Source organism: Bacillus sp. T-10(2022) (assembly GCF_056502895.1).
In genome coordinates this window covers 1,794,686-1,819,199 of the sequence record NZ_CP113518.1, presented here as the reverse complement: position 1 = coordinate 1,819,199, position 24,514 = coordinate 1,794,686, and the positions used below count along the sequence as shown (strand labels likewise).

At 43.7% G+C, this 24,514-nt stretch carries 21 protein-coding genes; 1 reads left to right on the top strand and 20 read right to left on the bottom strand.

Translation table 11 applies throughout. From position 1 onward, the window contains the following. The 12 genes from rlmN to OSJ91_RS08890 form a co-directional block, all read right to left on the bottom strand. The gene (gene rlmN, locus OSJ91_RS08945) at nt 1–1,095 is read right to left on the bottom strand and encodes a dual-specificity RNA methyltransferase RlmN (RefSeq protein WP_350301975.1); all 1,095 of its coding nucleotides are present in this window, start codon (nt 1,093–1,095) and stop codon (nt 1–3) included. Further along, a complete protein-coding gene (gene rsmB / locus OSJ91_RS08940; protein WP_350301974.1) occupies nt 1,095–2,447 on the bottom strand; it encodes a 16S rRNA (cytosine(967)-C(5))-methyltransferase RsmB in 1,353 nt (450 codons plus the stop codon). The genes rlmN and rsmB overlap by 1 nt, the downstream gene beginning before the upstream one ends. After that, a complete protein-coding gene (fmt, locus tag OSJ91_RS08935; RefSeq protein ID WP_413016573.1) occupies nt 2,434–3,393 on the bottom strand; it encodes a methionyl-tRNA formyltransferase in 960 nt (319 codons plus the stop codon). The genes rsmB and fmt overlap by 14 nt, the downstream gene beginning before the upstream one ends. After that, nucleotides 3,390–3,875: a peptide deformylase gene (def, locus tag OSJ91_RS08930; RefSeq protein ID WP_101224610.1), complete on the bottom strand. Its 486-nt coding sequence runs from the start codon at nt 3,873–3,875 to the stop codon at nt 3,390–3,392. The genes fmt and def overlap by 4 nt, the downstream gene beginning before the upstream one ends. Before the next feature lie 95 nt (nt 3,876–3,970). Continuing rightward, nucleotides 3,971–6,382, bottom strand: coding sequence for a primosomal protein N' (gene priA / locus OSJ91_RS08925; protein WP_485891391.1), 2,412 nt, complete (start codon nt 6,380–6,382; stop codon nt 3,971–3,973). Nucleotides 6,383–6,388: 6 nt separating this feature from the next. Beyond that, nucleotides 6,389–7,597, bottom strand: a complete 1,209-nt coding sequence (coaBC, locus tag OSJ91_RS08920) for a bifunctional phosphopantothenoylcysteine decarboxylase/phosphopantothenate--cysteine ligase CoaBC (RefSeq protein ID WP_413016567.1) — start codon at nt 7,595–7,597, stop codon at nt 6,389–6,391. Nucleotides 7,598–7,856: 259 nt separating this feature from the next. Further along, nucleotides 7,857–8,063, bottom strand: a complete 207-nt coding sequence (gene rpoZ / locus OSJ91_RS08915; protein ID WP_098371057.1) for a DNA-directed RNA polymerase subunit omega — start codon at nt 8,061–8,063, stop codon at nt 7,857–7,859. A gap of 3 nt (nt 8,064–8,066) precedes the next feature. Further along, on the bottom strand, nt 8,067–8,681 hold the full coding sequence (gene gmk / locus OSJ91_RS08910) for a guanylate kinase (RefSeq protein WP_034313809.1): 615 nt from the start codon (nt 8,679–8,681) through the stop codon (nt 8,067–8,069). A gap of 10 nt (nt 8,682–8,691) precedes the next feature. After that, on the bottom strand, nt 8,692–8,955 hold the full coding sequence (gene remA, locus OSJ91_RS08905; protein ID WP_034313813.1) for an extracellular matrix/biofilm regulator RemA: 264 nt from the start codon (nt 8,953–8,955) through the stop codon (nt 8,692–8,694). 53 nt (nt 8,956–9,008) lie between these two features. Then, nucleotides 9,009–9,884 carry a YicC/YloC family endoribonuclease gene (locus OSJ91_RS08900; protein ID WP_350301970.1) on the bottom strand — a complete coding sequence of 292 codons (876 nt, stop codon included), beginning with the start codon at nt 9,882–9,884 and terminating at the stop codon, nt 9,009–9,011. 155 nt (nt 9,885–10,039) lie between these two features. Further along, complete coding sequence (locus tag OSJ91_RS08895) at nt 10,040–12,718, bottom strand: calcium-translocating P-type ATPase, SERCA-type (RefSeq protein ID WP_485891872.1); 2,679 nt, start codon at nt 12,716–12,718, stop codon at nt 10,040–10,042. Then, on the bottom strand, nt 12,718–12,846 hold the full coding sequence (locus OSJ91_RS08890) for a hypothetical protein (RefSeq protein WP_260357047.1): 129 nt from the start codon (nt 12,844–12,846) through the stop codon (nt 12,718–12,720). Before OSJ91_RS08890 ends, OSJ91_RS08895 begins: the two co-directional genes overlap by 1 nt. A 294-nt stretch (nt 12,847–13,140) precedes the next feature. Between OSJ91_RS08890 and OSJ91_RS08885 the strand changes: the two genes are divergently transcribed. After that, nucleotides 13,141–14,862 (top strand): Rqc2 family fibronectin-binding protein, encoded by a 1,722-nt coding sequence (locus OSJ91_RS08885; RefSeq protein WP_485891390.1) that lies wholly within the window; start codon nt 13,141–13,143, stop codon nt 14,860–14,862. 46 nt (nt 14,863–14,908) lie between these two features. Here the strand turns inward: OSJ91_RS08885 and pyrE are convergent, their stop codons facing one another. From pyrE to OSJ91_RS08845, 8 genes are read right to left on the bottom strand one after another with little or no spacing between them, the layout of a single operon-like run. Then, complete coding sequence (gene pyrE / locus OSJ91_RS08880; protein WP_350301968.1) at nt 14,909–15,544, bottom strand: orotate phosphoribosyltransferase; 636 nt, start codon at nt 15,542–15,544, stop codon at nt 14,909–14,911. After that, nucleotides 15,538–16,254 (bottom strand): orotidine-5'-phosphate decarboxylase, encoded by a 717-nt coding sequence (gene pyrF / locus OSJ91_RS08875; RefSeq protein ID WP_485891389.1) that lies wholly within the window; start codon nt 16,252–16,254, stop codon nt 15,538–15,540. Before pyrF ends, pyrE begins: the two co-directional genes overlap by 7 nt. Beyond that, on the bottom strand, nt 16,226–17,167 hold the full coding sequence (locus tag OSJ91_RS08870; RefSeq protein ID WP_101224602.1) for a dihydroorotate dehydrogenase: 942 nt from the start codon (nt 17,165–17,167) through the stop codon (nt 16,226–16,228). The genes pyrF and OSJ91_RS08870 overlap by 29 nt, the downstream gene beginning before the upstream one ends. After that, nucleotides 17,164–17,943, bottom strand: a complete 780-nt coding sequence (locus tag OSJ91_RS08865) for a dihydroorotate dehydrogenase electron transfer subunit (protein WP_485891388.1) — start codon at nt 17,941–17,943, stop codon at nt 17,164–17,166. Before OSJ91_RS08865 ends, OSJ91_RS08870 begins: the two co-directional genes overlap by 4 nt. Continuing rightward, nucleotides 17,940–21,146 (bottom strand): carbamoyl-phosphate synthase large subunit, encoded by a 3,207-nt coding sequence (gene carB / locus OSJ91_RS08860; RefSeq protein WP_350301965.1) that lies wholly within the window; start codon nt 21,144–21,146, stop codon nt 17,940–17,942. Before carB ends, OSJ91_RS08865 begins: the two co-directional genes overlap by 4 nt. Then, a complete protein-coding gene (locus OSJ91_RS08855; protein WP_289352246.1) occupies nt 21,125–22,231 on the bottom strand; it encodes a carbamoyl phosphate synthase small subunit in 1,107 nt (368 codons plus the stop codon). Before OSJ91_RS08855 ends, carB begins: the two co-directional genes overlap by 22 nt. Next, entirely contained in the window at nt 22,228–23,514 is a 1,287-nt protein-coding gene (locus tag OSJ91_RS08850; protein WP_485891387.1) for a dihydroorotase, read from the bottom strand. Before OSJ91_RS08850 ends, OSJ91_RS08855 begins: the two co-directional genes overlap by 4 nt. After that, nucleotides 23,477–24,412 carry an aspartate carbamoyltransferase catalytic subunit gene (locus tag OSJ91_RS08845; protein ID WP_485891386.1) on the bottom strand — a complete coding sequence of 312 codons (936 nt, stop codon included), beginning with the start codon at nt 24,410–24,412 and terminating at the stop codon, nt 23,477–23,479. Before OSJ91_RS08845 ends, OSJ91_RS08850 begins: the two co-directional genes overlap by 38 nt. Nucleotides 24,413–24,514 lie beyond the last annotated feature (102 nt).

Below are 24,514 nucleotides of genomic sequence, written 5' to 3'. Positions count from 1 at the left end.
TCACCTCGTCTCTTCTTTGCGCTCCTTGGCCCGAAGCTGGCCGCAGGCTGCGTCAATATCACTGCCTTGTTCCCTTCGGATCGTTACATTAATGCCGCGCTTCTTCAATGTTTTTTCAAACTCAAAAATTTGGTCCCGAGGTGTTCGTACATAGTTGCGTTCAGGTACATAGTTAACCGGTATTAAGTTAACATGGCATTTTATCCCTTTTATTAAAGTTGCTAATTCTTCAGCGTGCTCCACTGTATCATTCTCGCCACCGAATAGACCATATTCAAAACTTACACGGCGACCTGTTTTTTCTGTATAGTACTTGATTGCTTCGATCAAGTCTGGAAGTTTGTAGGCCTTATTGATCGGCATCAATTTACTTCTCAATTCCGTATTCGGTGCATGAAGGGAAACAGCAAAGTTTATTTGCATGCTTTCTTCGGCAAACTTATAAATCTTAGGAATGATTCCACTTGTGGAAACGGTAATATGACGTGCCCCGATGTTCAAGCCCTTTTCATGGTTTATATTCTTCAAGAATGACATCATATTATCGTAGTTATCAAACGGTTCACCTATACCCATGATTACGACAGAACTAACACGTTCTTCCGATTCGTCAAGTGCTTGCTGAACCTTTACGACCTGGGCAACTATTTCCCCTGATTCAAGATTCCGCTTTAAACCGCCTAATGTCGACGCACAGAATGTACAGCCAATTCTACATCCTACCTGCGTTGTCACGCAAATGGAGTTTCCGTATTCATGGCGCATAAGCACCGTTTCTATCGAATAACCATCTTGGAGTTCAAATAAAAACTTCATCGTTCCGTCATTGGACGTTTGCTGAATCAAAGTTTTCAAAGTTGTGAAGGTGAATTGCGATTCCAGCTTATCCCGCAATGATTTCGAAAGGTTGGACATGTCTTCAAAACTGGAGACACGTTTTTTATAAAGCCAGTCATATACTTGATCGGCCCGGAATGCCTTTTCTCCATTTTGAACAAGCCATTCTTTAATTTGGTGTAGCTCCAATGAGTAAATCGACGGTTTTTCTGGTGTCGTATCTTTTCTTACTCTAGATGATTTAGTGATTTCTGCCATTACAGCACCTTCTTTCTAAAACTCGCAATAAAGAATCCGTCACTGCTAAAATATTGCGGAAAAACTTGCAGCGTATGACCCTCGATGAATGGCTGAACGCTTTCAGGCATTCTTGCGGACAAGGTTGCATCGCTTTCAAAATCCGGGTGGCTTTCCAAAAATGCTGCAGCGACTTTGTCATTTTCTTCTTTATCCACCGTACAGGTACTATATACTAACCGTCCGCCTTGCTTAACAAGCGGGGCAGCCGATTCCAATAATTGTTTTTGTATACTTGAGAGTTTCATTATATCATCTTTTGTTTTAGTGTACTTTACATCAGGCTTCCGGCGCATGACTCCCAACCCGGAACATGGTGCATCGATCAGGACCCTGTCAAAACCTTCCTTATTGAAGTGTTCTTGCACTTTTCTGCTATCAAGGGCCATTGTCTTAATATTGTTTCTGAGCTTTAGGCGCTCCGCCTGCTCTTTAATGAGCTTGACCTTATGCTCATGAAGGTCGAGCGCATATACTTGTCCAGTGGTCAAGCCTTCTGCGATATGTGTCGTTTTCCCTCCAGGTGCGGCACAGCAATCGAGTACAGCATCATTTTCATTCGCACCCAATGCATGGGCAACAAGCATTGAACTCTCGTCCTGAATCGATAAATAACCCAACTTATAGCTTTCTGAATGAGCAAGATTCCCTTTATAGCTGACAATTGCTTCGGGAACGACTTCACTTGCTTCAACATCATATCCTTCTTCCGTTAATATGCTGATCAGTTCACGGCGTGAAATCTTCTTTAAATTAACCCGCCCCGTCTGTAATGGCGCAGTTAAGTTGATTTCACACATTTCCTTGGTTTTTTCATAGCCAAATTGCTCTACCCAGCGCTTTACAAGCCAAATTGGATGACTTACTTCTATGGAAAGCCGTTCCAGATCATCTTTAATTTCATCTAAAGAAGGAACACCATTCCTTTGGATGTTGCGAAGCACGCCATTGACCATCGAAGATGTACCCTTGTGTCCGCGTTTTTTGGAAATTTCGACAGCCTCGAAAATGATTGCATGATCAGGCACTTTATCTAAATAGACCATTTGGTAAACGGAAAGCCTAAGTAAATTGATGACCCAGCTTTGCGTTTTTTTAGGTTGTTTAATATATGGGTTCAAATAATAATCCAAAGTCATCTTACGCTGTATGGTACCGTAGCTTATTTCTGTAAGCAAACCGCTGTCCACGACGGATAACTGGTGCTTTTTAATCAAGTTGTTCAATAATAGGTTACTGTAGGATTGGTTTTTCTCCACAGATTCCAAAATATCGAGAGCGATTTCACGTACTCCCTTTTTAGTTTGCTTCATTCTGTTCTCCTAACTTCATGCCTGCTTTAATGAACGATCCGGCTCCGCGCAAGTAATCTTTCGCCGGCATTTTTTTCTTTCCTGAAGGCTGCAGTTCTGTAACCAGTATTGCCGTCTCATTGCCTGTCGAAACGATGAAACCATCATTTTGTACATCAATGACCGTGCCCGGCACAGCCTGATTGCCATCTTCAAGTTTCTTTACCTGCCAAATCTTCAAAATGGACCCGTCTAAGGTTGTATAAGCAACAGGCCAAGGATTCAGGCCGCGTACATGGTTATAGATGTCTTCCCCTGATTTCGACCAGTCGATTCTTTCCTCTGACCGCTTGATGTTAGGTGCAAAAGACGCTTTAGCCTCATCCTGCTTGATCGGCTGTAACTCCTCATTAATAAGTTTCGGAAGTGTCTCTGCAAGTAAATCCGACCCTATCTTGCTTAATTTATCATGCAGCGTTCCGACATTATCTTGTTCCTCTATAGCAACTTCCGCCTGAGTCAATATATCACCGGCATCCAATTTTTCCGCCATATACATGATGGTTATCCCAGTCTTTTCTTTCCCCTGTAAAATGGAATAATGAATGGGCGCCCCTCCACGCAGTTCTGGAAGCAGGGAGGCATGTACATTAATACATCCGTACTTAGGGGCATCCAGCAATTCATTCGGAAGGATTTGTCCGAAAGCCGCCGTCACCACCAAGTCAGCATTCAATGCGATGATCTTTTCAAGTTCTTCTTTTTCACGGATTTTTTCGGGCTGATAAACGGGAATCCCATGCTTTTCGGCTTCGACCTTAACTGGAGGCGGCGTTAGCACCTTTTTGCGGCCTACTGGACGATCGGGCTGTGTGACAACAGCGATCACATCATACCCTTCATCAATGATTCTTCTCAATACCGGCACTGAAAAGTCCGGTGTACCCATAAATATTATTTTCGTCATTCTTCTCCATACCTTTCTAACTCTTCTTCCGAAATATACCGGGAAACCTTACTTGTAAATAAAACTCCTTGCAGATGATCGATTTCGTGCTGAAGGGCCCTTGCAAGGAAATCTTCCGCTTCTATCTCGAAAAAAGATCCTTTTCGGTCTTGTGCCCGGACTTTGACACGGTATGGACGCGTTACTTCGCCATATAAACTCGGGAAGCTCAAGCATCCTTCAACACCTGTCTGTTCGCCTTCCATTTCCAGCACTTCCGGATTAATCAGTTCGATTGCACCTGATCCTTCCTCTATTTCAACGACGGCCACTTGCTTTTTCACACCAACCTGAGGTGCTGCAAGTCCAACGCCATCCGCCTCCACCATCGTTTCATACATGTTATTTAACAGCTTTGCCAACTTTTTATCAAAACTTGTTACTTTATCGCATTTTTGTTGTAAAATTTTTTCAGGAAACAAGACAATCGGTAAAATAGCCAAAATTAAAGGTAACCTCCTAGATATGAAAAACAGCACTTCATTATATAAAAACGCAAGCTGTAACAGCTCGCGGTAATCATCCATCTCTTAAACAATTACATCATGATCTGTGGATTTAAATCTATTGAAATCTGCAGCTGATTCTGAGCGGTTTCTTTTTGGTAATGCTCCAAAAGTGTGCGTAAATGCAGATTCAGGTCCGGCTCTCGTTTGTATTTTATCAGACATTGATAGCGATATCTATTGTTGATTCGACTAATGGGCGAAGCAACCGGACCTAGTACGATAGAATCCCGATTCAATCGTGAGCCTAAATAATTCGTGATTTTCTCAGTAACACTCACTGTCTTCATTAAATCTTCATGTGAAACAGTTATAAGGACAACATAATAATAGGGAGGGTAATGACTTTGCCTCCTTAGAAGCATCTCCCGTTCATAAAAAGCATCATAATCCTGAAAGGCAGAAAGCTCGATGCTATAGTGCTCAGGTGTATAGGTTTGGATGACCACTTCTCCCGGAAGCTGATGACGTCCTGCCCTTCCGCTGACCTGTGTCAGCAGCTGGAATGTCTTTTCCGAAGAACGGAAATCAGGCAGATGCAGCATCGTATCAGCTGAAAGGACTCCAACAAGGGTGATATTAGGAAAATCAAGGCCCTTGGCAATCATTTGGGTGCCTAACAATATATCGGCCTTCCCTTCACCAAAGGCATTCAGCAACCGCTCATGTGAACCCTTCTTACTCGTCGTGTCAACATCCATCCGTATGACCCGTGCTTCAGGGAGGATTTTCGCAAGCTCTTCTTCAACCTTTTGAGTGCCTGTACCGAAAAACCTTATATGTTCACTTTCACATTCAGGGCAAGCGGAAGGCATTCCCTCTTCAAAACCGCAATAATGGCATTTCATTATATCATTAAAGCGATGATATGTGAGTGAAATGTCACAATTAGGGCAGTTGATGACCAATCCGCAGCTTCGGCACATCACAAAGGAAGAATGCCCCCTTTTATTTAGCATCAGAACTGTTTGCTCCCCCTTCTCAAGCCGGTCTTTCAGCTTGGTAAAGAGCAGCTCCGAAAACATGGAACGATTTCCTGTTCTTAGTTCTTCGCGCATATCTACAATATCCACTGCTGGCAACGCATTTTTATTCATCCTCTGGCTAAGTGTCAATAATTTATAGACATTTTTCTTGGCTCGCGCAAAAGATTCAAGTGTAGGTGTCGCGCTGCCAAGAATAACCGGACACCCATATGATTTTGCTCTTTCAATGGCTACGTCCCTGGCGTGGTACCTTGGCGTTTCTTCTTGCTTATAACTGGATTCATGCTCTTCATCAATGATGACCAGCCCCAGGTTTTCAAAAGGGGCAAACACGGCGGAACGCGCGCCCACCACAACTTTTACTTCTTTACGGTGGATTTTCCGCCATTCATCATATTTTTCACCTACGGATAAACCGCTATGCATGACAGCTACCTGCTCCCCAAATCGTTCCTTAAACCTCTTCACCGTCTGTGGCGTTAAGGAGATTTCAGGTACAAGCATGATGGCCTCCTTCCCTTTTTCAATGACAGAGGCTATTGCCTGTAGATACACTTCCGTCTTCCCGCTGCCGGTTACACCATACAAAAGGAAGACATCATTTTCATCTTGATGTATTTTCTTGTGGATGGGCTTCAATGCAGCTGCTTGTTCAGCTGTAAGTGTAAAGGGAGTGGATTTTTCGAACACACGGTTTTCATAAGGATCACGGTATATTTCTTGATCCATTTCCGCCAAGGCCCCTTTTGACACTAGGGATTTGACGGTACCGCTTGATGTGTTCATCAATTCAAGCAATTCTTTTAACGGGATGGGTTCTTGATGTTCAATAAAGTATTGAAGGAGTTCCTGTTGTTTTTTTGCATTGCTTGACATGGCTGATGCCATTTCTTTCAGTTCCTTAGGGGAAAGCAAAGATTTTATGACACGGACTGTCTTCTTATTAAGTCGGTTTTTCACATTATATACGAGCTCAAGATTGCCATTTTGCATTTCCTTTTGGAAAAGGGAGGCGTTCTCCCCTTCAATCACGTCTTTCCAAGATATTGAATCATTTTTACCGAAAAGGTTTTGAATGAAGGGAGGCAGCTGATCCTTTTTATCTTCAACGACTTTGATCACTTTTTCATACTTTGCTTTCATCGCTGCCGGAAGCATGGCCTGTAGCGCTGAAATTTTAAAACACATCGCCTCTTTGGTCAACCAGTCACCAAGCTGAAGCAATTCATCATTAAGGATGGGCTCCAAATCCATTGGTTCTTTTATATAGCGTAATTTCGCAAAGTCGCTTTTAGCTTTTAAGCCTGTAACGAATCCCTGAACCATTCTTGGACCGAATGGGACGATGACCCGCATTCCGGGTTTGATGACTTGGTTCCACTTTTCAGGTATGCGATAGTCGAATTCTCGATCTGTTTGTTTTGCAGGTACATCCACGATGACGGATGCTATATCCATATGACATCATTCCTTTTGCATGCGAGATACTTCTGCCAGGATGCTTTTAGCTATATCCGCTTTACTCATTTTTGGAAGTTCGGTCGCACTTCCATCTTTATCGTAAATAGTCACGATGTTCGTATCCGTTCCAAATCCTGCCCCTGGGGCGGTAACATTATTGGCAACGATCATATCTGCATTCTTTTTGGCTAATTTCCCTCTTGCGTATTCTTCAACATTGTTCGTTTCAGCCGCAAAGCCTACCAAGAACTGATGGGTTTTATTTTCACCGAGTTCCATGAGGATATCCTTTGTCCGTTCAAATTCAATCACATTTTCCCCTGGCTGCTTTTTCATCTTTTGAGCATGATAAATCTTCGGTTTATAGTCCGCCACTGCAGCTGTCATGATTACGACGTCACTGGAATCGAACTGATCGAATACCGCATCATACATATCTGCTGCTGATACCACTGGCATTACTTTGGCATTGGAAGGTGGTGTCAAATTCACTGGGCCAGTGATCAATGTCACCTCAGCGCCCATTTCGATTGCCTTTTCGGCTAGGGCATAGCCCATTTTGCCGCTGGAATGATTCGTCATGTAACGCACGGGATCGATTGCTTCACGAGTCGGTCCTGCCGTTATCAAATATTTCTTTCCTTTAAGAGGCTGTTGGTGTGATTTGCGTTCATCGAAATATCGATTAAGATGTTCTACGATTGTTTCCGGTTCCTCCAATCGCCCTTTCCCTACATAACCGCAGGCCAAATACCCTTCACCCGGTTCAATGAATTGATATCCAAACGACCGAAGTGTCTCCATATTTTTTTGAACCGCTGGGTGGGCGTACATGTGCACGTTCATTGCCGGCGCAACCCAGACAGGCGCTTCCGTTGCCAGAAGTGTGGTCGTAATCATATCATCCGCGATTCCATTGGCTACCTTTCCGATGACATTGGCTGTAGCTGGAGCCAACAGGATGATATCAGCCCAATCAGCCAAGTCGATGTGGGCAATGACTGATGAATCCTTCTCATCAAAAGTATCTGTATACACATCATTTCTCGAAAGTGCTTGAAAGGTGAGCGGCGTCACGAATTTACGTGCCGATTCACTCATGATCACTTTAACATGTGCACCTTCCTGAGTTAATTTACTTGTCAGGGCAGCAGCCTTATATACAGCAATCCCGCCGGTGACACAAAGAAGTACTTTTTTATCGATAAGCATGCAAATTTCCCCTAACTATACATTCTATTTTCTTCTAATTATGACGGAAAACCGAAAAAATTTCATTTGAAATGCGCATACCATATGAATTTCCCTAAACATTCCATATCTCTGCCTGCTTTCATCAATGACTTCCGGACTTTTTAAAACCAAAACAAACAGGCCTGACACCTTGGCCGCAGGAAGGAAGCACTTTCCAAATGTAACGCTCCTGTTTGCTTTAGGGTGTCAGGCCCGATAGGTCAAGCTATGTGTTCTTTTAGTTTTCCTCGTAAGAATTATCGTAAGTCAATTTACCGGAATGAATCTCTTCAAGGGCACGCCCTACTGATTTATGGGAAACCGGTTTCGTTACGAGGCAATTATCTTTAATTTGCATTTCCCTGGCACGCTTAGCTGCCACTGATACAAGTGAGTATTTTGAATCGATTTTAAGTAATAGAGAATCAATTGATGGATATAACATAATTTATTCCGCCTCCAACATTTTTTTATATAGAACAGCAACTCTTTCCCGACGGCAATGCTCGGCTATTACAATTGCATTAATTCTAGCACATGCGGCATCCACATGATCATTTTCAACAACATAATCATACAGATCCATAAGTTCTATTTCTTCCTTGGCCACTTTCATCCGTCCTTTTATCGCTTCCTCCGTCTCGGTTCCGCGAGTAACGATGCGGCTTTCGAGTTCGGTCAAACTCGGAGGAGCAAGGAAAATGAAAAGTCCTTCAGGGAATTTCTCCCGGACCTGTTTAGCTCCTTGAACTTCAATTTCCAGAAATACATCTTTTCCGGAATCGATTGTTTCACGGACATAATCCACGGGTGTTCCATAATAATTACCGACGAACTCAGCATATTCCAGCAATTTGCCTTCTTCGATCAGTGCTTCGAATTCCTCGCGTTTTTTGAAGAAATAGTCCACTCCGTCCACTTCACCATGGCGAGGCAGCCGTGTGGTCATCGAAATCGAATATTCGAATGCCGTTCCTGGCTGAGAAAAAATCGCCTTTCTTACAGTTCCTTTACCAACGCCGGATGGACCGGACAAAACGATTAATAAACCTTTTTCTCTCATATTGTTTCAGTTACCCCTCTTCTACGCTGTCATCTCTATCTTGAAGCCGTGCGGCAACCGTTTCCGGTTGAACGGCAGATAAGATAACATGGTCGCTGTCTGTAATTATAACGGCCCTAGTCCTTCTACCATATGTAGCATCTATTAAGGATCCGCGGTCCCGGGCATCTTGGATGATCCTTTTGATCGGAGCCGATTCAGGGCTCACGATGGATACGATCCGGTTTGCGGAAACGATATTCCCAAAACCAATATTAATGAGCTTAATTGACATTTTTGTCCCCCATTCATATCTATTGTCACCTTGTTAGGTTCATCATAAACCGACTACTCGATATTTTGAACCTGTTCCTTTAATTTTTCAAGCAGACTTTTCATTTCCACCACTTCTTTGGTAATGGCTGAATCATTTGCCTTTGATCCAATCGTATTGACTTCCCTATTCATTTCCTGGACAAGGAAGTCGAGTTTCCTTCCAATTGGTTCACTATGGGTAAGCGTCCTTGAAAATTGCTGTACATGGCTATCGAGTCTGGTCAGTTCTTCATTTATATCACATTTATCAGCAAAAATGGCCGCTTCTGTCACAATGCGGCTGTCTTCGATCAATCCTTCAGTCAACTCTGCCAGTTTGATTTCCAAGCGGGCTTTATATTTTTCGACGACTGAAGGTGCATGAATTTTGACACCTGCTACAATCTCACCAAACTTTTCAAGCTGGCGTTTCATGTCCAAGGCCAGTTCCTGACCTTCCAGATTCCGCATTTTTTTCAGATTTTCCAATGCTCCCGTGACAGCCTTCAATAACAGGGATTCCAAATCGGCAGGAACCGCAGGTACTTCCTCGGTTATGAAAATCGATTCAAGTTGCAGCATATCCTGTAATGTAATGGAACTTTCCAGATTGTATTTTCCCTTGACATCTTCCATCAATCCCACATACTGATCAGCAAGATCCCAATCGATCTTCACCTTTTTGGAAACCAGGCTCTCACCTTCAACTGTAATGAAGATTTCCACCCGTCCCCTTCTTATGTATTGATTCGCCTTCTTCTTCACCTTTTCTTCCAAAACCAAAAGCTGGCGCGGCATTCGAATCGTATATTCACAAAAACGATGGTTCACGGTCTTAATTTCAGCAAAAACCTTGACCTGTTCGTTTTCCGCTTCTTCTCTTCCATAGCCCGTCATACTGGTAACCATGGTTCCACATCCTATCAAACATAATGTAGTAATTTAGCCTTTAACATTCATTATATATTAGCTACAGCACGAAAACTTTAGCTCACAAATAAAATACTACAAAAATAAAAAGGCAATAGAGCAAGACTCTACCACCTTAAAGATTATATCATATATCATTGTGCTTTTCTTGCTAAAAAGGTTCCAGCCAGTAAAAAAGTTGGAATGGATGCCATTCCTATTACTAATAGCCAATCCCTTCCCGAAATCGGTACCGTATGAAAGATTGTTTGTAAAGGCTGCACATACATGACGGCTACCATCAATAATAGGGAAGATAATACCGCCCCCACTAGATAAAGGTTGCCGAATGGATTTCTCGAGAAGATCGAACGTTCACTTCGGCAATCGAATACATGTATAAGCTGAGCCAGTACCAAGGTAGCGAAAGCAATCGTTTGTGCATAAGCAAGGTTTTCCGGATTTGCACGATATACAACATAAAATGCGATCAATGTAGAAACCCCGATCAGAAAACCGCGTGAGATGATCTTCCAGCCAAGCCCTCTTCCAAAAACACCTTCATTGGCATTTCTTGGATTTCTTTTCATTACATCTTCTTCGGCGGCATCCAGGCCCAACGCCATCGCGGGCAGTCCGTCAGTTACAAGGTTCACGAATAAGATCTGGATTGGTATCAAAGGTAAAGGCAAGGCACATAGCATCGCAAAAAACATGACCAAGATCTCCCCCACATTGGAAGCAAGCAGATAACGGATGAACTTCCTGATGTTTTCATAAATATTCCTGCCTTCTTTGATGGCCGATTTAATTGTGGCAAAATTATCATCAACCAATATCAAGGAAGAAGCTTCCTTCGCGACATCAGTACCCGTGATGCCCATGGATATACCAATGTCCGCTGATTTTATTGCAGGGGCATCATTGACTCCATCCCCTGTCATTGCAACGACATGTCCTTTATTTTGCAAGGCTTTTACGATTTTCAACTTATGTTCCGGGGAAACGCGGGCAAATACCGAAACACTTTCAACAACTTCCTCAAGTTCCCCGACATCCATGTCCGCCAATTGCCGTCCTTCAAGTACACGGTCTTTTCCTTTTAAAATACCAAGTTCTTTAGCTATTGCCTTTGCGGTTATTACATGGTCGCCAGTAATCATGACAGTTTTGATCCCGGCATCCCGGCATTCCTTAACTGCCTGCTTCACCTCCGGACGCGGGGGATCGATCATGCCCTGCAGTCCCATGAAAGTCAAATTGCGCTCAGCTTCGGTTTCTTGAAGCAAAATCGTTCCTTTCGGAAGGGGTTTATAACCAACAGCAATCATTCTAAGTGCCTGCGAGGCAAGCTCATTCATGTCCTGCTGTACCCTTTCCTTACTCTCCCGATTTAATATTTCCGACCTTCCTTCCCAAAGAATCGTATCGGACTGGGCGATCAATACGTCAGGGGCCCCTTTTGCGATTACAAAATGATTATCTTTATCATCCTTCACTATGACACTCATCATTTTGCGGCTCGAGTCAAACGGAAACTCCTTGACTATCGTAAACCTCTTAGACAGGTGTTCCCTCGTCAATCCCGCTTTCATTGCCGCAACCAACATCGCCCCTTCTGTCGGATCACCGTCTAAAATATATTGTTTACCATTCTCCTTTAACTCAGCCTTGTTACAGAGCATGCCAAATGTAATTATTTGCAGCAATGCATTATGGTTTCTCGGGGCAACGGAAACTCCCTCTAAAGAAAACTCTCCGACAGGTTTATAACCAGTACCGCTGACATCCCAAGTTTTCCCTCCACTCCAAACCTTCGTCACCGTCATTTTGTTTTGGGTCAGTGTTCCTGTCTTATCTGAGCAAATCACCGTTGCGCAGCCTAGCGTTTCTACGGCAGGAAGTTTGCGGACAATCGCTTTTTGTTTGATCATTCGCTGAACGCCTAAAGACAAGGCTACAGTCACAATGGCTGGCAAGCCTTCGGGAATCGCCGCAACAGCCAATGATACCCCGGCCAAAAACATCGTATAAAGGTCATGCCCTTGAATGACACCAGTCAGGACCACGATTACAGTTAATATTAAAGCCGTGACGATCAAAATTTTGCCTAGCTGCTCCAACCTCCGCTGTAGCGGTGTTTCTTTTGTTTCTGCAGTCTGCAGGAGATCCGCAATCTTGCCCATCGCCGTATCCATACCTGTAGCGGTTACGATTCCGACTCCATTTCCTCTTGTCACCATCGTTCCCATAAAAGCCATATTTTCCTGATCACCGATACCTTCGACTTCATTCATCAATGGATCGGAACATTTAACGGCCGGGAGTGACTCGCCAGTAAGTGCCGACTCTTCTATTTCAAGGCTTGAATGGTCGACGATCCGTAAATCGGCACCAATTCGGTCACCGCTCGAAAACTTCAGGATATCCCCCACAACGACTTCTTTCGATGGGATTTTCAACCACTGTCCCCCACGAAGCACGTTAACTTGCGGCGCGGCCATTTCCTTTAGGGCATCCAAGGATTTTTCTGCCTTCCGTTCTTGAAAAAAACCAAGTAATCCATTCAAAAAAACAATCGCCATGATGGCAATCGCATCGATATATTCACCCAATATCCCGGAGACCAATGTCGCGGCAAGTAAAACTATGACCATGAAATCTTTGAATTGGGCGAAGAATAAAAGAATGGCAGACTGTTTTTCTCCTTCCTTCAATTCGTTAAAGCCATGCTTTCGCAGCCTGTCCTTTACTTCATCATCGTCCAAACCGTGTGTAACGTTTGTTTGAAGCGCTTTCTCCATTTCTTGATTATTCATTTCCTTGAACTCCATCAAGTATCACACATCCCTTTGAATAGAATGAAATAGGCTCCTGTATACATCTCAACAGGCGCTTTTTGCTTTACCCATCCAACACCTGCCTGCTTACCGATACATAAAACAACCTGCTCTTCTTCCATGATTATTCAGACTCGTCCAAAATAATGCTATAATTAAACAGAATTGCGCAAAGAAGAACGATGCGGATAATATAATGAATGAACGAGAGCTAATCATGATGGATGGTCAAATTTAGGATTAGTCTCAGGAACCTATAAAAATAGCATCCATTCAATATTCCCGAACGGCAGCTTCAGCTTTTCACCCAGTTCGGTTAAATTTGTGATTAGCTAAAATGGGGAGTCCTGATGCACTGATAACGCCTAGCAAAATGAGTATCTTAGAAAATCTTATGTAAAGGAAGTAAAAATAGAATGTCATTTGATGGATTATTTACGAAAGCGATGACGGAAGAAATCGCTTCTATATTAAAAGGTGGACGAATCAATAAGGTACATCAGCCTTATAAAAATGAAGTAATACTGGTTATTCGTGCTGGAGGTAAGAACCATAAGCTCTTATTGTCAGCCCACCCAAGTTATTCGAGGGTGCAAATGACCGAGGAAAGCTATGAAAATCCCAAAGAAGCACCCATGTTCTGCATGCTTCTTAGGAAGCACCTCGAAGGCTACACGATAGAAAATATTTATCAATATGAACTTGATAGGATGATCATTTTTGAAGTGAAGGGCCGCAATGAGCTTGGTGATGTCTCCCAAAAGCAGTTAATCATCGAAATCATGGGGCGTCACAGCAACATTGTTTTAGTCGATAAAGAACGGAATATGATTTTGGACAGCATTAAGCATGTTTCACATGCAGTAAACAGTTATCGGGCGATATTGCCCGGCCAGGAATATAAGGCTCCACCCGCACAAGAAAAGAATAATCCCTTCGATGCTACCGAGGACGATATCAGGAAGAATATCGACTTCAATGCAGGAAAGCTGGATCGACAGCTTGTTGCCCATTTTTCCGGAGTTTCACCATTAGTTGCAAAGGAAGCCGTCTACCGGGCTGGACTTGCCAACAGCACGACCCTTCCTTCAGCATTTTTAAGTATTATCCAGGAAATCTCGGAGCAGAAGTATTCCGCCACGATCAAACAAGATGGAAATAAAGAAGTTTTTTATATGCTTTCACTAGAGCACCTGACTGGCAATCAACGTACGTTTTCTTCATTGAGCGAGATGCTCGACCGCTATTACTTCGGAAAGGCAGAAAGAGATCGGGTTAAGCAAAAGAGCCAGGATGTAGAACGTTTCATTACGAATGAAATTGAAAAGAACTCAAAAAAAATCGGGAAGCTCGAACGTACATTAAAAGATACGGAACGCGGGGAACAGTATCAGTTGTTCGGTGAGCTGCTTACAGCTAATCTATATCAAATGAAAAAAGGCATGAAGGAAATAGAAGTCGTCAATTATTATGATGAAGATCAAAGTATGGTCACCATCCCGCTTGACCCATTAAAAAATCCATCAGATAATGCACAAAAGTACTTCTCCAGATACCAAAAGTCCAAAAATGCAGTTGGAGTCGTCCAGGAACAAATCGAAAAAACAAAATTGGAATTGGCCTACTTTGAAGCCTTGCATCAGCAGCTTCAATCAGCGTCACCCAGAGATATAGAGGAGATTCGCGAAGAACTTCAGGAAGAAGGATACATTCGGCAAAAAAAGAAAAAAGGCATGAAAAAACCTGCAAATGCAAAACCGCAGCTTGAAACATATTATGCTACAGATGGAGATCTCATTTTTGTCGGAAAGAATAATAAACAAAATGATTACCTAACCAATAAGTTTGCACGCCGTGATGAAATATGGCTTCATACCAAAGATATACCTGGCTCACATGTTGTGATTCGAAATGAAGCGCCAAGTGAAGAAACGATAAAAGAGGCAGCCGTATTAGCAGCTTTCTTCAGTAAAGCTAAGCAATCGAGCTCAGTGCCCGTTGACTTCACACAAGTTCGCCATGTTAAGAAACCGAATGGTTCCAAGCCCGGGTTCGTGATCTATGAGCAGCAGCAGACCGTATATATTACACCTGATGCCGATACCGTCATACGCTTAAAGGAAGCGGTAAAGGAGTAAAAAAATAGAGGCGGCCCAATCCTCCGTGATTGGGCCACCTCTATTTTCATGCTGAAATCCAAGCTGTATCAGCAGGATTCTCCCGCCATTTTTTTAGCTTTTCCAATTCATCTTCCGTGATGTACCCTTTTTCATTAGCGACTTTTATTAAAGTCGAGTAGTCACTCAACGAATGGTTAATAATGCCCTCAGCATCGAATTTTTCTTTTCCCTTTTCCAATTCATAAGTAAAGATCGAAACGACTCCTAGAACATCACATCCTGCTTCCTTCAGCGCGTTAACAGCAGTAATTACACTTCCGCCGGTTGAAATCAAGTCTTCCACAACCACCACTTTTTGTCCTGGAACGGCGCGGCCTTCGATTTGATTGCCCTTTCCGTGCTCCTTGGCTTTGGATCGAACATAGCACATCGGTGCATTTAATTTTTCACTCACCCAAGCTGCATGCGGAATGCCGGCAGTTGCTGTGCCTGCAATCAGTTCAGCCTCAGGGAAGTGCTGTTCAATCAATCCTTTCAATCCTTCCGCTATTTCATTGCGAACCTCTGGGTATGAAAGGGTTAAGCGGTTGTCACAATAAATGGGTGATTGAATTCCAGATGCCCAAGTAAATGGGTCATTCGGCTGTAGGTACACTGCTTTTATTTCCAAAAGATGTTCAGCTATCTTATTATTTAACATGATATTCCCTCCCAAGCTGCTTTCATATCCAAATACGCCCTTAATGGATCTTCCGCCCCCGTTATTGCTCTTCCTACAACGATGGCATCCGCTCCAAATTCCCTAGCCTGTTCAGGCGTGGCAATTCTCTTTTGATCATGCGTCTGTCCTCCTGCATTTCGGATTCCAGGTGTGACCGTTAAAAATTCATGACCGATGCGTTCATGTATGTTCTTTACTTCATGGGTGGAACAGACGACGCCATCCAATCTTGCCTGTTTAGTAAGTTTTGCATAATGGAGGACCGAATCCTCCAGAGATCCGGCAATGTTTTGCTCAACATTCATTTGTTCTTGTGACGTGCTCGTCAGTTGGGTAACCCCTATGCATAATGGACGCTTTTTACCAGCGGAAGTTCCCTTATCCAGGCCTTCGATGGCTGCTTCCATCATCTTTTGGCCACCCGCCGCATGTACATTGACCATGTCGGCACCTAAAGTTGCCAATCCTGTCATGGCCATTTTGACCGTATTCGGAATATCATGAAGCTTCAAGTCCAAAAACACATCGTGGCCTTGCTCTTTTACGAAAGAGATTATTGATGGTCCATTCTGATAAAATAATTCCATCCCCACTTTTACAGCCAGTTTTTCCGAGTGGAACTGTTTTAGGAATTTCTCCGTTTGAATGAAGTCAGGGAAATCAAGAGCGATAATTAGTGACTGTTTCATTCTGCTTCCAGCTCCTTCCGGTACATTCTGAAATATGGTCAAATCCCAGCTCATCCAACAATTTCGGTAATTCTTCAATGATGGTCGGGCATACAAAGGGATCCACGAAGTTCGCGGTTCCCACCGCAACAGCACTGGCACCCGCATAGAAAAATTCAATGACGTCTTCCGCTGTAGCGATACCGCCCATTCCGATTATTGGAATCGACACTTGCTGGCTTACCTCATAAATCATCCGGAGCGCAACAGGTTTTATTGCAGGACCGGATAAACCTCCCGTTCTGTTCGAAAGAATCGGTTTACCAGTCTTTAAATCCAACCGCATGCCGACTAATGTATTTATCATTGTCAGCCCGTCGGCCCCGCCTTCTTCTACAGCTTTGGCCATTTCCACAATATCACTGACATTCGGTGAAAGCTTCACATATACAGGAACGGAAGATACTTCCTTGACCGCCTTGGTTACTTCTTTGGCAACTTCCGGTACCGTACCGAAAGCTATGCCTCCTTCTTTTACATTCGGACAAGAGATATTCAATTCAAGTGCTTTTACATTCCCGACCTTGCTTATTTCCCTGGCAACCTTTACATAGTCTGCTATTTGAGAACCTGCAACGTTGGCGATGATGGGAACATCATACCCACCTAGCCAGGCCAGTTCTTCACTGATGACCTTTTCTAAACCTGGATTCTGCAGACCGATGGCGTTCAACATTCCCGAAGAGGTTTCCGCAACACGCGGAGTAGGGTTACCGAACCTCGGCTCAGGAGTGGTCGCTTTGATCATGATCGCCCCAAGAATATCCAAGTCGAAAAATTGACTGTATTCACGGCCGAATCCAAAGCATCCAGATGCTGGCATGACTGGGTTTTTCAAATGTAATCCTGGTAATTCAACTGAAAGCCTGCTCATAGTACCACCTCTCCTGCCCGGAACACGGGTCCATCGCTGCATACCTTTTTATAACTGAAACCAGTGGGATCATCCCCTGTATGACACACGCAGGCAAAGCATGCACCGATGCCGCAGCCCATCCTTTCCTCGAGGGACAGGTAAAGCTTTTTCTCACGATAGCCCGCTTCCAACGCTCTTAACATTGGTGTAGGCCCGCAGGAAAAGATCGTTGCAAACTCTTGCTCCAGGTTGTCTATTACACTCGTAACAAATCCTTTTGTCCCATATGAACCATCCACCGTGGCAATATGGGTATCACCTAATTCACTGAATTCTTTTTCGTAAAAGATGGCTGACTTGGTCTGGAAGCCCAATACATGGATTACCTTAACACCTTTCGCAACCAACATCTGTGATAGTTGATACAGGGGCGGGACACCAATCCCGCCGCCAACCAATAATGCCGTTTCTCCCTTTTTGGCCTCATGAACGGGAAATCCGTTGCCAAGGGGTCCAAGAATATCGACCGCTTCCGCCTCTTTACGCTGTGATAACAGCGTCGTTCCTTTCCCTTCAGCCCGGTATATCATCGTGAACTGTTTTTCACTGCTGTTGTAAGAAGAAATTGAAATCGGGCGTCTTAACAATGGCTCAGTGCCTTCTGTAGTCTTGACCTGGACAAACTGGCCTGGTTGCTTCATCTCTGAAACTAATTCACCTTGCAGAGTAAGTTCAAAGATGGATGGGGCCAGCTCCTTATGATTTAACACCTTCATTCGTTCCTTCTTGATCATATATAGCTCACCTCACGACTTTTTTCCGTTTTTCCCATTGCTTCTGCCGAGAAGGTCATGGATTCTATCACTCTTAAAATAGCTTCTGCCGTATCAAGTGATGTTAAGCATGTCACTCCATTTTCAACCGATTCACGTCGGATTCTGAAACCATCCCGGGCCGGCTGCTTGCCTTTTGTCAAAGTATTTATGACAAATTGCGCTTCCCCGTTCCGGATAACATCCAGCAGGTTTGTACCTTCTTCGCCAATTTTACCGACAATCGCAGTCGGGATGCCCGATTGCTGCAATAGGGCCGCAGTTCCGCTGGTGGCTATCAGCTTGAAACCGATATTGTGGAAACGTCTTGCTAAAAGTAGCGCTTCTTGCTTATCTTTATCCGATATCGTCAATAACACCGAACCATGCCCCTTAATTTTGAAGCCGGAAGCAACCAATCCTTTATATAAAGCCTTTTCAAGGGTGCTATCTTTCCCCATTACTTCACCAGTCGATTTCATTTCAGGTCCGAGAGAAATGTCCACGCCTCTTAATTTTGCAAAAGAGAAGACCGGCACTTTCACAAAGACCCCAGTTTGTTCTGGCACTAACCCAGATTTGTAACCTTGGCTTTCTAGTGTGTGGCCCAAGATGACCTTCGTGGCTAAGTTAGCCATCGGCACATTCGTAATTTTACTTAAGAATGGAACGGTCCGGCTCGAACGTGGATTTACTTCAATTACATACACTTCTTCGTTGCTGATGACATATTGAATGTTCAAAAGACCAATTATATTCAATCCTTTTGCCAATCGGGTCGTATAGTCGATGATTACTTCTTTTTGTTTTTCCGTTAAATTTTGCGGCGGATAAACTGCAATCGAATCACCTGAATGGACGCCGGCACGTTCGATATGCTCCATGATTCCAGGGATAACGACCGTTTCACCATCGGAAATACCATCGACTTCGATTTCCTTACCCGTTAAGTAGCGGTCTATCAGGACAGGATGGTCCGGATTTATTTTCACGGCATTTTTCATGTAATGCAGCAATTCTTCTTGTTTATAGACGATTTCCATCGCTCTTCCTCCGAGAACATACGATGGCCTTACTAAAACAGGGTAACCAATATCTTCAGCGATGACGATCGCTTCATCAACCGATGTTGCGGTTTTACCCTTTGGCTGCGGAATGCCTAAATCCTTAAGTGCTTTTTCAAATTTATTGCGATTTTCCGCCCTATCCAGGTCTTCAAGTGAAGTACCTAGGATTTTCACTCCTCTTTCAACTAGTCCATCTGCAAGGTTGATTGCTGTCTGTCCGCCAAACTGGACGATGACCCCTTCCGGTTTTTCCAAATCGATGACATGCATGACATCTTCAATAGTCAATGGTTCGAAATAAAGTTTGTCGGAGATACTGAAATCCGTCGAAACTGTTTCGGGATTGTTGTTGATGATGATCGCTTCATATCCCGCTTCTTTAATGGCCCATACCGAATGTACGGTCGCATAATCAAACTCTACTCCTTGCCCGATCCGAATTGGACCTGATCCCAGAACAATGACACTTTTCTTGTCGGTAACGATGGATTCATTCTCATCTTCATATGTCCCATAAAAATACGGTGTTTCCGATTCGAATTCGGCAGCACATGTATCAACCATTTTGTAAACAGGGATGATTCCTTGCTGTTTCCGGTACTCATAGACGTCAATTTCGGGAACTTCCCATATTTCCGCGATCGTTTTGTCAGAAAACCCTAGTTCTTTAGCCTTTTGCAATACTTCACAATCAAATGAATGTTCTTTAAGCTGCTTTTCAAAGTCGATTATCTTTTTCAACTTATGCAAGAAGAATAAATCGATCTGGCTCCATTCATGAATGGTTTCGATCGTTTTGCCCCTTCTTATAGCTTCACCGATATAGAATAACCGTTCATCTCCGGCTTTTCGGATCCGTTTCTCTATTTTTTCATCCTCAAACTCGTCATTCAAGTTAAGATGGTATATACCCGCTTCAAGGGAACGGACAGCTTTTAAGATGGATTCCTCGAATGTACGGCCAATTGCCATGACTTCTCCGGTCGCTTTCATTTGGGTCCCAAGTCTACGGTTGGCGCTTTCGAACTTATCGAAAGGCCAGCGCGGAATTTTCGTAACGACATAGTCCAGTGCCGGTTCAAAGCTGGCATAGGTTTTGCCTGTGACAGGGTTCATCATTTCATCTAGCGTCAAACCAACGGCTATCTTTGCTGCTAGCTTTGCAATTGGATACCCAGTAGCTTTTGAAGCAAGTGCCGAAGAACGGCTGACCCTTGGGTTCACTTCAATGACATAATATTGATAGCTGTTTGGGTCTAGCGCAAGCTGAACATTACATCCACCTTCAATTTTCAAGGCGCGGATAATCTTCAAAGACGTATTTCGAAGCATTTGATACTCTCTGTCACTTAATGTTTGGCTTGGTGCCGCAACTATTGAATCGCCTGTATGGACACCGACAGGATCGAAGTTTTCCATATTACAAACGACTATTGCATTATCATTGGAATCACGCATCACTTCATATTCCACTTCTTTGAAACCGGCAATGCTCTTCTCAAGCAGACATTGGTGAACCGGACTGCTTTTCAGGCCACCCTCAACGATCTCGATAAGCTGCTCTTCGTTATCACAAATCCCACCGCCTGTTCCGCCAAGCGTGAAGGCTGGACGAACAATGACCGGATAGCCGACTCGTTCAACGAATGTATAAGCTTCTTCCAAGTTATGAATAATGTCGCTGTCAGGCACTGGTTCCCCAAGATCGTTCATTAGCGTACGGAAAAGGTCACGGTCTTCCGCTTGTTGGATAGCCGAAAGTTTGGTACCAAGAATCTGGACATTGCATTCCTCCAGGATTCCTGATTCGGCAAGCTCAACGGCCATGTTCAAGCCAGTCTGTCCGCCCAAGGTAGGTAACAGTGCATCCGGGCGCTCTTTACGAATGATTTTGCTGACAAATTCCAATGTGATCGGTTCGATATAAACCGCGTCAGCCATTTCAGTGTCTGTCATGATTGTAGCAGGGTTAGAGTTAATCAGGATCACTCGATAACCTTCTTCTTTTAAGGCTATACACGCTTGGGTTCCTGCATAATCGAACTCGGCGGCCTGTCCGATGACGATCGGACCGGAACCAATTACTAGGATGCTTTTTATATCAGTGCGTTTTGGCATGTTTTTTCCCCCTTGTTGGTTGCAGCTTCAATCATTTGTAAGAATTCATTGAATAAGTAGTTGGCATCTTCCGGACCTGGTGATGCTTCCGGGTGATATTGTACGGTGAAAGCCGGATACTTTTTATGGCGCAGTCCTTCAATCGTATCGTCATTCAATGCTGTATGTGTCACAATAAGATCTGTACTTTCTATGGAAAGCTCTTCAACTGTATATCCATGATTTTGAGATGTGATGGATACCTTTCCGGTACGAAGGTCCCTAACCGGATGATTCGAACCTCGATGGCCGAATTTTAATTTAGCCGTATCCGCCCCGTTTGCAAGTGCGAATAATTGATGTCCTAAACAGATTCCGAATAACGGCACTTGCGTTTGGATTGTACGGATCATTTCGAGCGTCTCATGAACACTTTTCGGATCTCCAGGACCGTTTGAAAGCATCACGCCATCCGGATGATATTGCATCACTTCTTCGGCCGTGACGTTATAAGGCACAACCACGACATCACAGCCGCGCTTCGTCAACTCACGTAAAATCCCGTGCTTCATACCGTAGTCTACAAGAACTACCCGCGGGCCTCTGCCCGGGCTGGAATAAGGTGCTTTTGTTGAAACCTGTTTTACCTGATTAGAAGGAATCACCGTTGCTTTCAATTGGGAAACCACTTCATTTGCATCTTTATTGATATTGCAAAGCGCCCCTTTAAGTGCACCTGATTTCCTGATGATTCTTGTCAGCTTTCTCGTATCTATTCCGCTTATTCCAGGTATGTTCTTCATTTTCAGATATTCATCTAGTGATAATTGGTTTCGCCAGTTGGAAGGAAGTTCTGCTGTTTCCTTAACGACGAATCCTGCTATGGCTGGATTGATGGATTCAAAGTCATCCCGGTTTATCCCGTAGTTCCCGATTAATGGATACGTAAGTGTAACGATTTGACCGCAATACGATGGATCGGATAGAATCTCCTGGTACCCCGTCATTCCTGTGTTAAAAACGACTTCACCGATTTTTTCTACGTCCCCTCCGAATGCTTCCCCAAGGAATACTGTCCCATCTTCTAAAATTAGCTGTCTTTTCATCCTTGAACACGTCCTTTTTCCCAAGCTATTTTTCCTTCTGCAATCGTCATGACTGGCCAGCCATAACATTTCTTTTCATTAAAAGGTGTATTTTTCCCTTTTGAAGCAAACTCTTCAGCATTGATTTCTTTTTCCGTTTCCAAATCGATGAGCACGATATCCGCAGTAGCACCTTCCTTTAGCTCTCCATAAGGAAGGGAGAAACTTTCACATGGTTTGATTGTCATGAAATCGATCAATTGCTTTAATGTTATGACGCCCTTTTTAACCAATTCGGTGTAAAGCAGCGGGAAGGCCGTTTCCAATCCTACTATTCCGAAAGGAGCCAGCTGCATCCCCTGCGCCTTTTCCTCTGCCGCATGCGGGGCATGGTCTGTTGCTATAAAATCGATGGTTCCGTCAAGCAATCCTTCAATCAACGCGTCGCGATCTTCACGGCCCCTTAATGGCGGGTTCATTTTATAATTCGTATCAAGTCCCGGTATATCATCTTCACACAATAATAAGTGATGCGGTGTAACTTCGGCTGTAACTTGGATACCTGCACGTTTTGCATCCCTTACCGTCCTTACCGATTCCTTCGTGGATATATGGCACACGTGATAATGGCAGTCCGCCGCTTCGGCAAGAAGGATATCCCGGGCAATATGTACAGCTTCACATACGGACGGAATTCCATTGATCCCCTGTTCTTTTGAGAATCTTCCTTCATGGACGGAGCCTTTATTGATTAAGCTATTGTCTTCACAATGAGCAACTATGGCCATATCTTGAGCGGCTGCCCGTTTCATCGCTTCCAGCATCATCCCGGCTTCTTGAATTCCTACACCATCGTCCGTAAAGGCGAAAGCACCCGTTTGTTTTAATGAAGAAAAGTCGGTCAGCTCCTTGCCTGCTTCCCTAATCGTAATGGATGCATATGGGAGTACCCTGACATGAGCCGTTTCTTCAATTTTCCTGTTAAGCGCCTCAAGGTTCTCCACTGTATCAGGAACTGGCCTTGTATTCGGCATCGCCGCTACCGTAGTGAAACCTCCTCTTGCCGCTGCAAGCGTCCCGCTTGCGATTGTTTCTTTATGTTCACCGCCCGGTTCACGTAGATGGACATGCAGGTCAACAAATCCTGATGAAATAAGTAACCCTTCAGCGTCAACTACCTTACAATTTTCCGTTGCCAAGTTCTCGCCGATTTTTGTGATGACCTTGCCTTCCATTTCAATGTCCGCTTTTTTGAATGAGTTTTGATTATCTAGCAATACTCCATTTTTGATTACTGTTTTCATGAATGTTTCCCCCTTCGGATTGTTCAAGCACATTTTTTAATACGGCCATTCTAATGAACACGCCATTCTCCATTTGTTTGAAAATTCTTGAGCGGCTGCATTCGACTAAATCACTGTCTATTTCAACACCGCGGTTTATTGGTGCAGGATGCATGATGATCGCATCTGGTTTCATATTTTTTTCACGTTGTTTGGTCAGGCCGAAACTTTCCAGATAATCTCCATTTGCCTGATCGTATTTTTCAACATGCCTTTCATGCTGTATTCTGAGCAGCATGACCACATCCGCTGTAGCTACCGCATGATCGATGTCTTCATACCTTCCTAAACTGTTTGTTGTGTCAAACCATTCAGGCGGACCCGAAAATACGACATTCGCTCCTAAACGGGTTAATGCTTCTGCATTGGATTTTGCAACCCGACTATGCATCACATCACCGATTATCGCAATCTTCAGACCTTTGAAACTTTTAAACTCTTGTTTTATCGTCAATAAGTCCAGTAATGATTGGGTTGGGTGATTTCCGCAGCCATCCCCTGCATTGATTATTGGAATCCCGATCTTCTCATTCAATTCGTCAAAATAATTATCCTGTTCATGACGGATGATCAAGGCATTTACCCCTATTGCTTCTAACGTTCTAACAGTGTCATATAAGGTTTCGCCTTTTAACACGGATGATGTACCCGCATCAAAAGGAATGACCTCAAGACCCAGTTTTCTTTCAGCCATTTCAAAGCTTGATTTTGTACGCGTGCTTGGTTCAAAGAAGAGATTGGCAACTGTAGTCTGCTGTTTTGGATTCCAGCTGGATCCGTTGGCAAAACCCTCTGCCTCATGTAAAATCCTTTCAATTTCAGTCAAAGTCAATTCTTTCATGGTCAATAATTTTTTCATCGATCCTGCTCCTTTCACATTTGTGATGCGGGGCATAAAAAACACCCCGCCATTAAGGACAGGGTGTAGGTCATAAAGATTGTGAGGACACGGAATGGTTTT